The sequence below is a fragment of the Ruegeria sp. C12 genome (genome assembly GCF_056537745.1).
Map to the genome: position 1 here is coordinate 369686 of NZ_JBQFSA010000001.1, position 15089 is coordinate 384774.

Annotated in this window: 18 protein-coding genes and 1 tRNA gene; 16 read left to right on the forward strand and 3 right to left on the reverse strand. The window is 55.0% G+C overall.

Annotated features, from left to right (window positions below; all coding sequences use genetic code 11):
* Positions 1–10: 10 nt before the first annotated feature.
* From ACR0C9_RS01645 to ACR0C9_RS01655, 3 genes are all read left to right on the forward strand, one after another.
* Positions 11–1759 (forward strand): hypothetical protein, encoded by a 1749-nt coding sequence (locus ACR0C9_RS01645; protein WP_170452429.1) that lies wholly within the window; start codon positions 11–13, stop codon positions 1757–1759.
* 252 nt (positions 1760–2011) lie between these two features.
* Entirely contained in the window at positions 2012–2431 is a 420-nt protein-coding gene (locus ACR0C9_RS01650) for a GtrA family protein (RefSeq protein WP_480780241.1), read from the forward strand.
* A gap of 3 nt (positions 2432–2434) precedes the next feature.
* The gene (locus ACR0C9_RS01655) at positions 2435–3424 is read left to right on the forward strand and encodes a glycosyltransferase family 2 protein (RefSeq protein ID WP_480780242.1); all 990 of its coding nucleotides are present in this window, start codon (positions 2435–2437) and stop codon (positions 3422–3424) included.
* A 213-nt stretch (positions 3425–3637) separates the two neighbouring features.
* On the opposite strand, the gene ACR0C9_RS01660 is transcribed toward ACR0C9_RS01655, so the two are convergent.
* A complete protein-coding gene (locus ACR0C9_RS01660) occupies positions 3638–4324 on the reverse strand; it encodes a hypothetical protein (RefSeq protein WP_170452424.1) in 687 nt (228 codons plus the stop codon).
* A gap of 158 nt (positions 4325–4482) precedes the next feature.
* Here ACR0C9_RS01660 and ACR0C9_RS01665 point away from each other — a divergent pair, with 158 nt between their 5' ends.
* Positions 4483–5841, forward strand: coding sequence for a hypothetical protein (locus ACR0C9_RS01665; RefSeq protein ID WP_170452421.1), 1359 nt, complete (start codon positions 4483–4485; stop codon positions 5839–5841).
* A gap of 434 nt (positions 5842–6275) precedes the next feature.
* On the opposite strand, the gene ACR0C9_RS01670 is transcribed toward ACR0C9_RS01665, so the two are convergent.
* Positions 6276–7048, reverse strand: a protein-coding gene (locus ACR0C9_RS01670) for an IS5 family transposase (RefSeq protein WP_480780525.1) whose coding sequence is annotated in 2 segments (ribosomal slippage) — positions 6276–6709 and positions 6709–7048 — 774 coding nt in all. Because the reading frame shifts where the segments join, the coding sequence is not laid out codon by codon here.
* Positions 7049–7386: 338 nt separating this feature from the next.
* A tRNA-Thr gene (locus ACR0C9_RS01675) sits at positions 7387–7461 on the reverse strand.
* A gap of 83 nt (positions 7462–7544) precedes the next feature.
* Here ACR0C9_RS01675 and ACR0C9_RS01680 point away from each other — a divergent pair.
* From ACR0C9_RS01680 to infA, 12 genes are all read left to right on the forward strand, one after another.
* Positions 7545–7700: a hypothetical protein gene (locus ACR0C9_RS01680; RefSeq protein WP_170452420.1), complete on the forward strand. Its 156-nt coding sequence runs from the start codon at positions 7545–7547 to the stop codon at positions 7698–7700.
* Positions 7701–7706: 6 nt separating this feature from the next.
* Positions 7707–8975, forward strand: a complete 1269-nt coding sequence (gene murA, locus ACR0C9_RS01685) for a UDP-N-acetylglucosamine 1-carboxyvinyltransferase (RefSeq protein ID WP_170452419.1) — start codon at positions 7707–7709, stop codon at positions 8973–8975.
* Positions 8972–9448 carry a DUF2948 family protein gene (locus ACR0C9_RS01690; protein ID WP_170452417.1) on the forward strand — a complete coding sequence of 159 codons (477 nt, stop codon included), beginning with the start codon at positions 8972–8974 and terminating at the stop codon, positions 9446–9448. Before murA ends, ACR0C9_RS01690 begins: the two co-directional genes overlap by 4 nt.
* Before the next feature lie 43 nt (positions 9449–9491).
* A complete protein-coding gene (locus tag ACR0C9_RS01695) occupies positions 9492–9965 on the forward strand; it encodes a GNAT family N-acetyltransferase (protein WP_480582473.1) in 474 nt (157 codons plus the stop codon).
* A gap of 53 nt (positions 9966–10018) precedes the next feature.
* The gene (hisD, locus tag ACR0C9_RS01700; RefSeq protein ID WP_480780243.1) at positions 10019–11320 is read left to right on the forward strand and encodes a histidinol dehydrogenase; all 1302 of its coding nucleotides are present in this window, start codon (positions 10019–10021) and stop codon (positions 11318–11320) included.
* Between the two features lie 99 nt (positions 11321–11419).
* Entirely contained in the window at positions 11420–11899 is a 480-nt protein-coding gene (locus ACR0C9_RS01705; RefSeq protein WP_170452413.1) for a UPF0262 family protein, read from the forward strand.
* Between the two features lie 3 nt (positions 11900–11902).
* The gene (locus ACR0C9_RS01710) at positions 11903–12355 is read left to right on the forward strand and encodes an arsenate-mycothiol transferase ArsC (RefSeq protein WP_170452411.1); all 453 of its coding nucleotides are present in this window, start codon (positions 11903–11905) and stop codon (positions 12353–12355) included.
* Between the two features lie 3 nt (positions 12356–12358).
* Positions 12359–12757, forward strand: a complete 399-nt coding sequence (locus ACR0C9_RS01715) for a ketosteroid isomerase-related protein (RefSeq protein WP_170452409.1) — start codon at positions 12359–12361, stop codon at positions 12755–12757.
* A complete protein-coding gene (locus ACR0C9_RS01720) occupies positions 12750–13343 on the forward strand; it encodes a GNAT family N-acetyltransferase (RefSeq protein ID WP_480780244.1) in 594 nt (197 codons plus the stop codon). Before ACR0C9_RS01715 ends, ACR0C9_RS01720 begins: the two co-directional genes overlap by 8 nt.
* 167 nt (positions 13344–13510) lie before the next feature.
* Positions 13511–13774, forward strand: a complete 264-nt coding sequence (locus ACR0C9_RS01725; RefSeq protein ID WP_480780245.1) for a hypothetical protein — start codon at positions 13511–13513, stop codon at positions 13772–13774.
* Between the two features lie 126 nt (positions 13775–13900).
* Positions 13901–14776, forward strand: a complete 876-nt coding sequence (locus ACR0C9_RS01730; protein WP_480780246.1) for a carbon-nitrogen hydrolase family protein — start codon at positions 13901–13903, stop codon at positions 14774–14776.
* 90 nt (positions 14777–14866) lie between these two features.
* Positions 14867–15085: a translation initiation factor IF-1 gene (gene infA, locus ACR0C9_RS01735; RefSeq protein WP_005978431.1), complete on the forward strand. Its 219-nt coding sequence runs from the start codon at positions 14867–14869 to the stop codon at positions 15083–15085.
* Positions 15086–15089: the final 4 nt, after the last annotated feature.

Sequence of the window (15089 nt, forward strand, 5' to 3'; positions counted from 1 at the left end):
AGTCAGGTGGATGAACATCAACTTGCATATAAAACCAGGCTATCCCTCAGGCGCAAAAAGCGTTTTTCTATTCGCCTTTAGCGCAGTCTTGATATCCGCCGGCTTTGCGCTTGTCGCTTCCTGGCATCTTTACTCTTCGGCACTCCCAATTCGATACGACTCTATCGTGAAGTTCTCTGCTTGGACGGAAGGACAGAACGTTTTTGAAGCCCTTTGGCACAACGGATCAGCCAGTTGGATGCCTGCGCTGGGGCTGTATCTGGATACACATTGGGGGCCTTATGGATTTTGGTCCTACTTTGTGGGGTATGGTCTAACCGCTGTTTTCTTCAGTGTTTATTTCTATCTTGCTTCGTCCCGCCTTGGATTTGCCCAGGGGCTTACGTTGACCGCGCTGTTTGGTTTGGCCTGGGTGCTGTGGTTCAATGGGGATCAGGTGTACTGGTTTTTGTGGCGAATATCGGAGACCGGTTCCCAGTTGGCGTCTTTGGCAGTATGCGCCCTCCTGATCCTGTCATGGAACGACTCGCCGCCTGTGAAAAAGGTACTGCTTGTATCATTTCTCTTTCTTTTTTCGCAGGTTCACATTGGTTACGTTGCCCCAACTATTGCGTTCCTGGTCCTTTTTGTGATTTCCACATCGCGAAAGAGGAAGTACTCCGCAATTTTGTGCCTGGCTTTCTACGTGGTCTATCTTGTTTACGTAGACGGTGTTCTAAACTCTTTTTACCAAAAGTTCGCAGAAATCAACGAAACCGAAACGGCTGGTGGCAACCTTGCAGCTTCAATAGTCAATGTCGTGCGGCTTTCGACAGCGACGACTGAGAGGGCTTTGTCTTCAACGCAGATCCATGGCGCAGCGTTTTTTGTACAGGCCTGTCTTTTCCTACTCGTAATTGGTCTTCTGGGTATTGCCAGCGTTAAGGTTTTTAAGTCTCAGGACAAAGACTCCGCCGTTTTTCTCTTAGCTGTTCTGAGCCAGATGGGTGCTGTTGTGTTGATTGCTTTGGGAAGAGGCCATTTGTATGAAGATCAGCTGCAAGAGGTGAACCGTTACGCCAGCTATTCAATCATTGTCCTATTCTTTTCTGTTTGGTACCTCTTCTGTTTGCTACCAAACAAAGCCATGAGAGTTTTGACAATTCTGGCAACAGGTCTCCTGCTTTTAGTCAATGTTCCAAGGACTTTTGATGCGTTTGCCGAACAAGAAGTCTGGACGATCGGAAGTCAGAACACGTCTTTCTATCAGGTTTTGAAGCGTCGAAGTCTTGTTGACCACGCGCCCCAGTCAGACCTAGATCTCAAAAAAGGTAGTCCGAAGGATCTTGAAAGCATGACTCAAGATGTCACGGATCTTTTCGAAAGATCTTTGATCAACGTTGTTGACACGCTTGAAGCGGATGGAGTCGCGCAGTTTGGAGCACCGGGGTGGAGATGGCTTTCGAGTGTCAAAAGCTTTGAGCATGTGCACGAGCTTGAAGGCTGCGTTGGTGAGTTCTCTTATGGAAGCACCGACGGGAATGTTCTTCGATTCTCTGCCACCGTAGATGACCCTGCTTCGTTTGACTTTGCGGTCGTGACGGATGCGAAAGGTGCGCTTCTAGGTTTTGGACAGTTTCGCAAAAACGACAAGCTAAGGCTAGGAATAAACCTTCTAGAAGGGGATGTTGCCCATTCTATAACGCTGCTCAATACGAGTGGTGAAAACCGCGCACCTCAATGCGTAGTGCACCTTCGCGACATAGTCAGAAACAATTGATCCATAATCCCGGCCATTTCTGAAGAATAAATGCGAAGTGTAGGTCTCGTTCACCAAAGTTGTCTCCGGGTTCTATTGAACGCTATCGTTGAGCTCGATACCTCTTACGAATGTACTTTTGTTCTAACACGGTCATTTGACAGCGACGATCACATGTTCAACTGGTTCATCTCTTGAGAAATTGGGGCAACGGTTTTCGCGCACCATGCAGTTTTTTGGACTGCGGGTCGCCAAACAGCACAAAGCGGAACTATGAAGGTAATGAACGGTACTCAGAGCAGCCCAATGTCGAAATACTGGATCGGTATGAAACGATTTTTTCACTTCGGCTGCGTCGGAGCAGCAGCAACTTTGGTGCATTATTCGGTTATGTTCTCAGGTCTGCAGCTAAGCGGGCAGCCGGTCACTTGGTCATTTTTGGGCGCGGTATGCGGCAGCATTGTTGGCTATCTGGCGAACTACTTCGTGACCTTCAAGAGCTCTGCACCACACAGTTTAGCGTTATCGAAGTATATTGCGATCGTCGGCCTGAGTATTGTGCTCAACACCGCCACCCTCTTTGGTCTTTTGTCTTTTACCAATATGTCAGTCCTTTCGGCCCAGATATGCAGCACAATTACCGTGTTTGTAGCCAATTACCTCGCCCACAGCAAAATAACGTTCAGAGTGTGACCCATGCCTGATCTCACCGGAATAGACATTTCGATCGTCGCGCCAGCCTACAATGAAGCTGCCTCGATTGATGTCTTTTACGAACGAGTTTCAAAGGTTCTCGAAACGCTGGGAATGGGCGCCGAACTAATTTTCGTTAATGATGGCAGCACCGACGACACACTGGCAAAGCTATTAAATCACCAACGCAACGATGCGCGTATTGTGATAATTGATCTTAGCCGGAACTTTGGCAAGGAAATCGCCCTAACGGCTGGCCTCGATGCAGCACGTGGTCGTGCAGCGATACCAATTGATACGGACTTGCAGGATCCTCCGGAACTTATCCCCGAACTCGTCGCTGCCTGGAAAAAGGGTTACAGAATTGTTAACGCACGTAGAATCAGTCGAAAGGGTGAAACGGTTCTGAAGAGGGTGACAGCTTCTGTCTTCTATCGGCTGATTCAGCGCTTCAATCGTCAGATACAAATCCCGGCGAACGTTGGAGACTTCCGTCTGATCGACCGACAAGCTTTGGATGCAATAAATTCAATGCGCGAGCGACATCGATTCATGAAAGGCATTTTCTCGCTTGTCGGGTTCAATCAGACATTTGTGGACTATAAACGCGACCAACGTCACGCGGGAAAGACAAGCTTCAACTATTGGAAGCTGTGGAATCTATCGTTGGAGGGTATTACGTCGTTTACCACTCTACCGTTGCGAATGTTTGTTTACTTGGGTCTTTGCGTTGCAATGATGTCCTTTGCTTACGGCTCGTACATTCTTATCAAAGCCGCCTTCTTCGGCGACCCGGTTGCCGGCTTCCCTACATTGTTTGTGACTGTCACTTTTCTGGGCGGCGTTCAACTTGTTGGGCTAGGTGTAATCGGTGAATACCTCGGTAGAGTGTTTAACGAAACCAAGCAAAGGCCACTTTACTTCATCGACACAGTATACAAAAGTGGTGAGGCAAATTCGGAAGTTTCCCTTTGCAATTCGACTAAAAAGTAAGGGTTACGACCAGTATTTCAGGAGACATGTTTGGTTCGTTTGCGAATTTCAAATCCAACCCCAAAATTTGTCACGACAAAGATGTTTAAAGTCCAATTCAGAGTCCAGACCTCCCACGCCAAGTCAAAAGCATGCTGCACTTGCATTCGGCCGGTGGCGTCCAAATGCGGTGGTGTATCAAAGCAATCATTTGTACTTGAGGTGACATCAGTCTCAGCTGCCAAACAAATCACCAAGGTTTAGAAATACGTCTCCGATGACAGCCTGTGTGATATCCAGCGTTGGAATTGCCAGTAGGAGTATTCCGGTGACGCCCAAAGTTAGTGAAACTAAGCGAGCTAAACGAAATGTGTGCATCTCGCCGGTCCACCATTCTCGCGAAAGGTAGCTGATGTAATCGCCTTTCGTGTCGAACATGGCCTTTCGCGCATCAGGCCTATAGCCTGAAACCACCGGTTTTTTGTTTCTAAACTCGTCGTGCACTTTCCAGAAGAAAGGCAGCCTCGGTTTCCAGTGATCAGAAAACACTTGTGCTTCCATGTCTGCAAGCTCGTGGAGGCTGAAGCGTTCTCCCACTCTGGCGGCAAACTCCATGTCTCCCTTGGCAAGCTCTAAAACCTGTGGACGAAAGACCTTAAAAGTCAAATTTGAAGTCAGCAAAAGCAGACTGCCAAAGAAGACCAGCCTCATTTTGGCTATACCAGATAAGAAAAACGGTGTAGCAGCACCCGGCTCAACACCAGCGATCATCCGAAATGACGCTATTTCCGCGATTTGGTCGTTGAACAGGATTAAGTAACCAACGATTGGTACCAACGCGACAACCCGCGTTAAGTCATTGTTGGCAACTCGTTCAACTGATTGCCATTGCGTGAACTTCCAATCAGAATGAAACTTCATTGAAGTGCGCTACTCCCATTAGAGCGTGGTCAACCAAGCATGTTTGAGGCCGTTTCCACCTACGTTTTGAGGACGGTACTTCATTGAAAACTTGACGGAAAGCTGTTGCAACTGTCTATTTGAGACATGACATTCAATTTCAAGTTGTAGGCACATAGATGACTGAAAAGTTGCCAGATTACCTGGCTCAAGGCGAAGCTGCCCGTTTGTTCCCCGTTCTCTCAACCACGTCAAAGGAAGGCCGCACAACGTCTATTGTGCTGGCCTGTATGGTTCAGATTGAAGAGCTGGGAGCAGCGCTGCTGCAATCAATAGGCCAGAAGCGCGGGAAACGGGCCCAGGTTCATGCTTTCACCGAGGTTGTGTTCAAGAACCAGTCCAAGATAATCAAGGACCGGCCCGACGGGTTAATAATCCTGAAGGTTGGCTCCCGCGAGTGGAAGGCTCTTGTTGAAACCAAAGTTGGGAACAACACCCTCGATGCCGAGCAAATTGAAAGATACCGGGCTCTGGCCAAAGAGAACGGCGTAGATTGCGTCATCACGATATCCAATCAATTCGCGACGACGCCGACCGCGCACCCGGTCGAGGAAGTCAGGAAGAGCAGGTCCAAGATTCCCGTTTATCACTGGTCCTGGATGCATGTGGTCACGACTGCGGAGTTGCTGATCAGCAACGAGCAGGTCGAGGACAAGGATCAACTACTGTTGCTGAATGAGCTTAGGCGTTTCCTCAATCATGAAAGCGCTGGCGTTCAGGGCTTCCATAGGATGCCCAAAGAATGGGGCGATCTCAACAAACTGGTGTCGTCTGGCGGTATCATTCCTGCGCGGTCACCAGAGGCGCAGATCGTTATTGACGCTTGGCATCAAGAAACCCGAGACCTGTCGTTGATCTTGAGCCGATTGGTGGAAACATCCGTCAGTGAGAAACTGTCGCGCAAGCACATCAATGATCCGGCTCAGCGGAAGAAGGATGAACTGCTGATGCTTCGCGAACACCACCAGCTCCAATGCACATTGGATGTTCCGGATACGGCAGCCCCTATCGAAGTCACCGCAGACCTGAAGCGGCGGTGCGTCGATGTCGGTATGACCATCCGAGCGCCTGAGGATAAGAAATCGACAAAAGCCAGGCTGAATTGGCTTCTTCGGCAGATCAAGGTCGATAACATGGAGGGCCTGTATATTCGCTTGCTTTGGCCTGGCGCCAGCGAGCCGACACAGCACTTAGTCTCAGACCTGCGAGAAGACATTGATATCTGCCAAGAAGGCAAGGACCATCTGGTTACCCACGGTTTCCACGTTTTCTTATCCAAGCGCCTCGGAGGGCGGTTCACACAACAGGCCAACTTTATATCAGACTTGGAAGAAGTCGTTCCTCTGTTTTACGGCGAAGTAGGCGCAAATCTGTCCGTCTGGAAAAAAGCTGCGCCAAGGATCAAGCAGGAAAAACCGACCGCTGAGGATGTTTCCACAGATGCAATTGCAGAGGATGCGGAGGACTTCGAAGGCTGATTTGAGCTTCAAAAAAAATGATCTAGGAGCTCCGCTATGTTCTCGGGAGATTCAGCATGCCGCCTGCCTAAAGCCGATTTATCCGGCCAGAACGTATGGGCCTTCATCAAGAATTTGAATAGCCTGCAAACTGCGCATTTCTAACGTTCTGCGGCCGGGATGCCGCTCGGCAGCGATTTGGAGCTTTTGTTCAGGTATCGGTCATTCGAAACAATCTATCAGTGTCTCCTGTGCGCATAAAACGGCCTATGCAAAGTTCAGCATTCGTCTCGTATCTCAAGCCTCATAAATCCTCGTCAGTGCCCTGCGAGGGTGGAGTCGAAAGAAGACCTGAAGAAACGCGTGTTGTTCTGCTTTTCGGCAAAAATTCTCAAACTTGCACAGAGCAGAGAACTGGCGAGCACGTATTAGGTCATGTTGACAAATGGCGCATGTCAGAGCCATTGGCGGACTGACGTTATGTCGACGAATCCGAGGTAGCTTTCGGTGGTCTTGTCGTAACGTGTCGCGACGCGGCGGGCATTTTTCAGCTTGTTTAAGCATCTTTCAACCAGGTTCCGCAGTCGATACAGTGGGCGATCAACACCGACACGCTTCTTTCGCGACTTCCGCATCGGGATCACAGTTTGGATGTATCGGCTGCGCATTTGGTCACGAATACTTTCGGCATCGTACCCCTTGTCGGCCAGCAGCACCAATGGTTCCGGCAAATTGTCGTCCATGATGAGATCGAAGCCGAGATAATCGGACGACTGGCCAGGCGTAATGTCAGTTCGCATCGGCAGACCGGCGGCATTCACCCGGAGATGGATCTTGGTCGTTGAGCCACCCTTTGAGCGGCCAAAACCCTGTCGCGGAGTCCCCCTTTAGCGCCCGCTGCCTGATGATGGGCCCGAACCATGGTGCTGTCGACCATTTGCAGGGCGTCAGGAACGATCCTGCTCTCGGTCAGCGCCTCCAGGACCAGTTCCCAGAGGTCGGCGAGTGTCCAGCGCCGGAACTGCCGATAGACACTCGACCATTTCCCAAACTCTTGGGGAAGGTCCCGCCACGGCGCGCCGGTACCTGCTATCCAGAAAACGCCATCAAGAACAAGGCGGTGGTTGGTGGGTTTGCGCCCATTCGGGGCGCGGACGGAAAGGATGAACTGTTCAAAAAACGCCCACTCCTCGTCAGAAATCAAGTCTCGTGCCAAGCTGGTCTGTATCGCAGATACCAGCTTGAATCATGCTCAAAGCCGGACGTGAATCCCTTTTGTCAACACGGCCTAGTCGAACCACTTGATGAATTGCAGTTCTATGTTCAGCCGTTTCACTCTTTCATTACTCATTTTTTGATGAAATTTTTCTTGGACAGCGGTTTCAGCGAAGCAGCCCAGCCCAGGCCAATGGCGATTGGTTAAAGCGGAATTTCTTGCTCAAACGTGATTGATACGTTCGCACCGCTTAGAATTTTCGGTGCTGCCCAGGTGCTGCCCAAAAAAAAACACAAGGTGTATGTGCATCAATCTGCTGCGTTGTAAGTGCTAGAAAATAAAGCGAAAAATGGTGCTGCTGGAGAGAATTGAACTCTCGACCTCTCCCTTACCAAGGGAGTGCTCTACCTCTGAGCTACAGCAGCGCTGTGGGCGGGTGATTAGACTCAAACGAAACGGGGCGCAAGGGTGTCTGGACGGTTTTTTTCGCCTCCTGTAGAGAAAGACCATGGCAGACAAAGATACACCTAAAAAACACGGCAAATCCGGGGATGCGCGGGAAGAGCGTTTGAAGGCTGCGCTTAAGGCGAACATGGCGCGGCGCAAGGCGCAGGCCAGGGCGCGGGCGGCATCCGACAACAAGGCCGGTAAGGACGAGGGATAAGAGCAGATGGATTCGATTCTGGTGACGGGCAACGGGCCGCTAAACGGTCAGATACCGATTGCGGGGGCCAAGAACGCGTGTCTGACGCTGATGCCTGCAACGCTGTTGAGCGAAGAACCGCTGACGCTGACCAATGCGCCGCGGCTGAGTGACATCAAGACCATGACAGCCTTGTTGCAGTCGTTGGGGGCCGAGGTGTCGTCATTGCAGGATGGACAGGTGATCGCGATGTCCAGCCACAGCCTGACCAGCCAGACAGCTGATTATGACATCGTGCGCAAGATGCGCGCCTCGAATCTGGTGCTGGGACCGTTGCTGGCGCGGTTTGGACAGGCGGTTGTGTCGCTGCCGGGCGGGTGTGCGATTGGCGCGCGGCCGATGGACCTGCATGTCGAAGGGCTTGAGGCGCTGGGCGCCGAGATTGAGCTGAAAGACGGCTATTTGCACGCCAAGGCACCGGGCGGATTGAAAGGTGCGATGCACGAGATGCGCTTTGCCTCGGTGGGTGCGACCGAGAACATCGTCATGGCCGCGACGCTGGCCAAGGGCACTACGGTTCTGAAAAACGCTGCGCGCGAGCCCGAGATTGTCGATCTGGTCGACTGCTTGCGCAAGATGGGGGCGCAGATTTCCGGCGAGGGCACTTCGACCATCGAAATTCAGGGGGTCGAGCGGCTGCACGGTGCAACGCATCAGGTTGTGACCGACCGGATCGAGCTGGGCACCTATATGCTGGCCCCGGCGATTTGCGGCGGTGAGGTGGAGTTGCTTGGAGGGCGTTTGTCTCTCGTCGAGTCGTTTGCGGCCAAGCTGGATGCAGCGGGCGTCAGCGTGACAGAGACCGAGAAAGGCCTGAAAGTCACCCGCAAAAACGGACCGGTGCGCGCCGTGGACGTGGTGACCGAGCCCTTCCCCGGTTTCCCGACCGATCTGCAGGCGCAGATGATGGCGCTGATGTGCACGGCCGAGGGGACTTCGGTACTGGAAGAGCGTATCTTCGAGAACCGCTTTATGCATGCGCCCGAACTCGTGCGCATGGGTGCGAATATCGAGGTACATGGCGGCACCGCCACGGTGACGGGTGTCGAACGTCTGAAAGGTGCGCCGGTAATGGCGACCGACCTGCGCGCCTCGGTCTCGCTGATCCTTGCGGGGCTGGCGGCGGAAGGTGAGACTACGGTCAGCCGGGTCTATCATCTGGATCGGGGATATGAACATGTGGTGCGCAAGCTGGAAGGTGTGGGTGCCAAAATCGAACGGATCAAGGGCCAATGACAGACGCAAGCTTTGAAGACGGGCGCGAGGCCCCGCTGAATCTGGGGGCCGAGGATGCGGATGACCTGCAGGTAATCTCAACCCTCGCGCAGGACGCCGTGTTTCCGGTGACAGAGATGACATGGCATCCCTCGCAGCGCCGGTTTGGCCTGCTGCTCAACCGGTTCCGCTGGGAGGACAAGGACGCAGCCACGCGCCGTGACCGCCCGTTCGAGCGGGTGCAATCGGTGTTGGTTTTTGATTCCGTGCTTTCGGTGGCCAGTCAGGGTGTCGATCGCAGCGACACGGATATGGTCATGTCGCTTCTGTCGGTCGATTTTGAGCCCGGTGAAGATGGCGCGGGCCAGATCATGCTGACGCTCGCCGGAGATGGAGCGATCCGACTGACGGTTGAGGCCATTGAAGCAACGCTCAAAGACGTGACGCGGCCCTATCAGGCCCCGTCCGGTCAGGCACCGAACCATCCGGAATAAACGCGGCATATCGCAGGCGTTCACCAACCCTGTCGAGGGGGTGGTGCTGCGCCGCGCCACCGTGTTCGACGTGTTCCAGATGAGCCAGGTGTTGATCCGGTCGATCACCCATCTTTGTGCTGCGGATCATGGGAAAGACCCGCATCTTCTGTCCCTGTGGACGGCCAACAAGGATCCGCAGACCATTCGGGGATGGATTCAATCCGGGTCCGAAGTCTGGGTCGCAGAACTGGCCGGGCAGATTGCAGCCGTCGGCGGCGTGCGGCTGGGGTCCAAGATTTCTCTGCTATACGTCGATCCGTCTTATGTCCGTCGTGGGATCGGTCGGGCGCTTTTGGCGCGGCTGGAGCAAGAACTTGCAGATCAGGAATGTGAACAAGCGTCCTTGGATGCCACGCATACCGCGCGCGCCTTCTACCTGAGATACGGGTGGGTGCAGGCGGGCGAGCCGGAAGACTGGCGCGGGATGACCCAGTTTCCCATGCGCAAATCGCTGCACCCCGCCAAGAAGGGTTGAGACCTGCGGGTCCCGGCGATATGTCCCCGTGAAACGCTCCGGAGTGCCCGATCATGCCCGTATTCCTTGATACCACATCGCCCGAGTTTGAAGCCGCTTTTCAAACCCTGCTGTCCGCCAAGCGCGAGGACAGCCCGGATGTTGATGCAGTTGTAGCCGGGATCATCGAGGATGTCCGGGCACGCGGCGATGCAGCAGTGATCGAGCTGACCGCCAAATTCGACCGGCTGGAACTGACGCCTGACACGCTGGCGTTTTCGGCCGAAGAGGTGACGGAAGCGGTTGCACAGGTATCAGAGGCCGACCGTGCGGCATTGGAACTGGCGGCTGCGCGTATCCGTGACTATCACGAAAAACAGATGCCTCAGGATCAGCAATGGACGGATGCTGCTGGGGCTACGCTGGGCTGGCGCTGGTCGGCGGTTTCGGCGGCGGGGCTTTATGTGCCGGGCGGGTTGGCCTCTTACCCCTCATCCGTGCTGATGAACGCCATACCGGCAAAGGTGGCGGGCGTGGAACGGCTGGCCATCGTGGTGCCGACGCCGGGCGGTCAGGTAAATCCATTGGTTCTGCTGGCGGCGCAACTGGCAGGCGTGGACGAGATCTATCGCATCGGCGGCGCGCAGGCTGTTGCCGCGCTGGCCCATGGCACGCAGACCATTGCGCCGGTCGACAAGATCACAGGTCCGGGCAATGCCTTTGTCGCGGCTGCCAAGCGGCGGGTTTTCGGCAAAGTGGGCATCGACATGATCGCGGGCCCGTCCGAGATTCTGGTCATTGCCGACAAGGACAATGACCCGGACTGGATCGCGCTGGACCTGCTCAGCCAGGCCGAACATGACGAAAGCGCGCAGTCGATCCTGATCACGGATGATGCCGCATTCGGACAGGCCGTGGCGCGGGCCGTTGAAAAGCGGCTGGAAACCCTGCAGCGGCGCGAGATTGCCAGGGCAAGCTGGCGCGATTTTGGCGCGATCATCACCGTGTGTGATCTTGAGGAAGCCGCTGCGCTGTCCAACCGTATTGCCCCTGAACATCTTGAGCTGTGTGTCGCAGACCCGGTGGTGCTGAGTGAAAAGACCATCCACGCGGGCGCGATCTTTCTGGGTCAATACACGCCCGAAGCCATTGGCGATTATGTGGGCGGCCCCAACCACGTGCTGCCCACGGCACGGTCTGCGCGGTTTTCGTCCGGCCTCAGCGTTATGGATTTCCTCAAACGCACGACGCTGAGCCAGATGACACCCGAAGCGTTGCGTGCCATCGGTCCGGCAGCCGAGCAACTTGCGCAATCCGAAAGCCTTGAGGCACATGGATTGTCGGTGACGGCGCGTCTGAATCGGCTGAACGGCTGATGTGACGCAAAGACCTGTGGAATATGGCGCTTCTGTGCGTTGCCCAATGAAATGCGTTGTTATAGGTCTGAGCAGACGTGAAGGATTGTGACCGTTAAGATGACCCGCATTTCGCATATCGAACTGGACGACCGTAACCTGCCCCCGCCGACCCCCGAGATCGAGCAGGAGCGTAAGGTCGCCATCTATGATCTGTTGGAAGACAACAGCTTTGCCCTGCCAGCGCGGGACGGGCGTCAGGTGCCGGACGGGCCGTATCATCTGCAACTGTCGATCCGCGACAAGCGGCTGGTTTTCGACATTGCCACCGAAGCTGCGGAAAAAGCGGCTGAGTTCCACCTGTCGCTTGGCCCGTTCCGTCAGGTGGTCAAAGACTATTTCCAGATTTGCGAAAGCTATTTCAACGCGGTCAAAACCCTGCCGCCCAGCCAGATCGAGACCATCGACATGGCCCGGCGCGGCATCCACAACGAAGGCAGTCGGGTGTTGCAGGAGCGGCTTGAGGGCAAGGCCGATGTGGACACTGACACCGCCCGACGCCTGTTCACGCTGATCTGCGTGCTGCATTTCGGAGGCTAACGGGTGACGCCTCTGCCGCAGTCGATCCTGTTCTGTTGCGACCACAACTCGGTTCGGTCTCCGATGGCCGAGGGCATCATGAAAAAGTTCTACGGCACCGGCACCTATGTGCAGTCTGCCGGCGTGCATAATGATCTTGAGATTGACGGGTTCTGCATCTCGGTCTGCCACGAGATCGATGTTGAGCTGTCCCGCCATCGTTCACGCTCATTCGACGAGATGGAGGAATGGGGCGATGACCTCAGTTCCTTCGACCTGATCGTCGCCCTGTCCCCCGCCAGTCAGCGCAAAGCGCTGGAGCTGACCCGGATTTTTCATCTGGATGTCGATTATTGGCCAATAATGGACCCTACCGGGATGGGTGAGACGCGCGAAACAAAGCTACACCACTACCGACAGACCCGCGATCAGATCATCAAGCATCTGAAAGACCGCTGGGGCGAACCAACGGAGTGACCCATGAAACAGACCGTTCAAACCTATTTCGATGCCTTCAACGCCGGGGATCTAGACGGCATGCTGGCCTGTTTGTCCGATGACGTGGCCCATCACGTGAACGAAGGCCAGATTCGCGTCGGCAAAGAGAAATTCGCGGCTTTCTGCGCCCATATGAACCGCTGCTATAGCGAGAACCTGACCGACATCGTAGTGTTCGAGGCCGAAGGCGGCACCCGTGCGGCAGCCGAGTTCATCGTCAACGGCACCTATCTGGAAACCGACGAAGGGTTGCCGGATGCCCATGGTCAGACCTATCGCTTGCCGGCCGGGTCGTTCTTCGATCTGAAAGACGGCAAAATCACTCGCGTCACCACTTTCTACAACCTTGCGGATTGGACCAAGCAGGTCTCGAATGGCTGAGGTCACCGCGGTCCGCGCCCTGACCGGAGCGGCGCTTGAGGCTGCTCTGGACGACGTGGCGCGCCTGCGGATCGAGGTGTTTCGGGCCTGGCCGTATTTGTACGACGGCGATCTGGAGTACGAGCGGACGTATCTGCAATCCTACCGCGATAGCGACAAGGCCATCGTCGTGGGAGCGTTTGAAGGGGATCGTTTGGTTGGTGCGTCAACAGGCGCGCCGTTGATGGATCACGCTGACGATTTCGCAGTGGCGTTCGATGGAACGGGACTGGACCTGTCGCAGATCTTCTATTGTGCGGAATCCGTCCTGTTGCCTGACTATCGCGGGCAGGGCGTCGGGCATAAGTTCTTTGACTTGCGCGAAGCTCATGCGCGCGCCTTGGGCTTCACCAAATGCGCCTTTTGCGGCGTGCAGCGCCCGACGGATCACCCGTTGAGACCCGAGAACTACCGCCCGCTGGACGATTTCTGGCGCGCCCGTGGCTATGAGCCTCTGCCGGGTGTGATTGCGCATTTTTCGTGGAAGGATATCGGGGAAGACGGTGAGACGCTGAAGCCGTTGCAGTTCTGGATCAGAAATCTTTAGGCATTTCTTGGTAGGCGGGACACCTTAGGGCAGCCGGAGCCGACCGGATCGTCCAAGCGGCTGTTGCTTAGACCTTTTTTCCCGCCAACATCTTGTGACTTCTTGCCAGCAGACTTGTCGGCGCGGGTTTTCCCCTCAAGTTGGCCTTGAATTAACGAGGTCACAGAATGATTGAGAACGAACCCAAGCCAGCCCGCTATTATGACGAGCACGATATTTGGACATTGGACCCAACAGCGGCAGATGCTGTGGTCTATGAACGTTTCGCCTCAACCATCGTGGACCTTGTGAATGTGCTGGATGACACCAAGCCGATGATGTCACGGGACGTATACGCCAGACTGTTTGATTCCTTGCTGAATATGTCGCGGATTTTGGGGCAGTACGAAGAGAGTTGGGGTCTGGCTTCGGGCGGCCAACGGACCGATTGACCTGACACCGGCCAAAAGTTGATTGGCAATTCGACGGTTTTCGCGTTTCCGTGCCCATGCTCACTATACAAACTTGGACATAGACGATTAGTCTCGCCCGCGGACCGATAAGCTGGGATCGCTGAAATGAAAGTCGCCACCGCCGCCTACAATCTCGACTGGCTCGACAGTTGGGCGCAGTATGAGGACAAGCTGGACCGCTGGGTCTCGGACGCCGTAGGGCAGGGGGCCGAGCTGCTGGTCTTCCCCGAATATGGTGCGATGGAGTTGTCGACACTGGACGGGCCCGAGGTGGCAGGCGATCTGGAACGCTCGATCCGGGCGGTGTCCGATCGGATGGGGGATGCGCAGGCCCTGCAACAGCGCCTTGCAGCTGAGCACAGTGCGTACATTCTGGGGGCCTCGGCACCGGTGATTACCGGGCCGGGCCGTCCTGTGAATCGCGCCGAGCTATATGCGCCGGACGGTCGGCAGGATCATCAGGACAAGCAAATCATGACCCGGTTCGAGCGTGAAGATTGGGACATCGCCCCTGGCGGTCCGCTCAAACTGTTCGATACGGCGCTGGGCAAGATCGGCATTCTGATCTGTTATGACAGTGAATTTCCCCTGCTGGGCCGGGCGCTGAGCGATGCGGATATCATCCTCGTGCCGTCCTGTACCGAGGCGCTTTCGGGCTATTGGCGGGTTCGGATTGGTGCAATGTCGCGGGCGTTGGAAAACCAGTGTGTGACGGTGATGTCCTCGCTGGTCGGCAGCAATGACTGGTCCGAGGCGGTTGATATGAACACCGGCACCGGGGGCATCTTTGGCCCGCCCGACAAGGGCTTTCCGCAAACCGGCGTGCTGGCCGAAGGTGCCCTGAACCAGCCCGGCTGGACCTATGCCGACATTGATCTGACCGCGATTGCCACTGTCCGCGCCGATGGTCATGTTCTGAACCGAACCCATTGGGACGAACAAATCCCCCGAGTCGAATCGGCCACAATCTCTCAGCTTTGATGATTCTGGCCTTGAAATAAGGCCGAAATAGGCTCATTTAAGCGCACATCCTCGCAGATTCTGCGGGTGCAACGTAACGATGGAGACAACATGGCCAAGGAAGATACGCTCGAATTTCCCGGTGTCGTGAAGGAACTCCTGCCTAATGCGACGTTTCGGGTCGAGCTGGAAAACGGCCATGAGATCATCGCACATACGGCAGGCAAGATGCGCAAGAACCGCATCCGTGTTCTGGCCGGCGACAAGGTTCAGGTCGAGATGACCCCCTATGATCTGACCAAGGGTCGGATCAACTACCGCTTCAAGTAACGCC

What these genes read in the sequence shown, in the direction of transcription:
- ACR0C9_RS01655 (WP_480780242.1), top strand. Translation starts at nt 2,435, where the DNA reads ATGCCTGATCTCACCGGAATAGACATTTCGATCGTCGCGCCAGCCTAC.
- ACR0C9_RS01650 (WP_480780241.1), top strand. Translation starts at nt 2,012, where the DNA reads ATGAAGGTAATGAACGGTACTCAGAGCAGCCCAATGTCGAAATACTGG.
- ACR0C9_RS01720 (WP_480780244.1), top strand. Translation starts at nt 12,750, where the DNA reads ATGGCTGAGGTCACCGCGGTCCGCGCCCTGACCGGAGCGGCGCTTGAG.
- murA (WP_170452419.1), top strand. Translation starts at nt 7,707, where the DNA reads ATGGATTCGATTCTGGTGACGGGCAACGGGCCGCTAAACGGTCAGATA.
- ACR0C9_RS01645 (WP_170452429.1), top strand. Translation starts at nt 11, where the DNA reads ATGAACATCAACTTGCATATAAAACCAGGCTATCCCTCAGGCGCAAAA.
- hisD (WP_480780243.1), top strand. Translation starts at nt 10,019, where the DNA reads ATGCCCGTATTCCTTGATACCACATCGCCCGAGTTTGAAGCCGCTTTT.
- ACR0C9_RS01705 (WP_170452413.1), top strand. Translation starts at nt 11,420, where the DNA reads ATGACCCGCATTTCGCATATCGAACTGGACGACCGTAACCTGCCCCCG.
- infA (WP_005978431.1), top strand. Translation starts at nt 14,867, where the DNA reads ATGGCCAAGGAAGATACGCTCGAATTTCCCGGTGTCGTGAAGGAACTC.
- ACR0C9_RS01660 (WP_170452424.1), bottom strand. Translation starts at nt 4,324, where the DNA reads ATGAAGTTTCATTCTGATTGGAAGTTCACGCAATGGCAATCAGTTGAA.
- ACR0C9_RS01690 (WP_170452417.1), top strand. Translation starts at nt 8,972, where the DNA reads ATGACAGACGCAAGCTTTGAAGACGGGCGCGAGGCCCCGCTGAATCTG.
- ACR0C9_RS01680 (WP_170452420.1), top strand. Translation starts at nt 7,545, where the DNA reads ATGGCAGACAAAGATACACCTAAAAAACACGGCAAATCCGGGGATGCG.
- ACR0C9_RS01665 (WP_170452421.1), top strand. Translation starts at nt 4,483, where the DNA reads ATGACTGAAAAGTTGCCAGATTACCTGGCTCAAGGCGAAGCTGCCCGT.
- ACR0C9_RS01730 (WP_480780246.1), top strand. Translation starts at nt 13,901, where the DNA reads ATGAAAGTCGCCACCGCCGCCTACAATCTCGACTGGCTCGACAGTTGG.
- ACR0C9_RS01725 (WP_480780245.1), top strand. Translation starts at nt 13,511, where the DNA reads ATGATTGAGAACGAACCCAAGCCAGCCCGCTATTATGACGAGCACGAT.
- ACR0C9_RS01715 (WP_170452409.1), top strand. Translation starts at nt 12,359, where the DNA reads ATGAAACAGACCGTTCAAACCTATTTCGATGCCTTCAACGCCGGGGAT.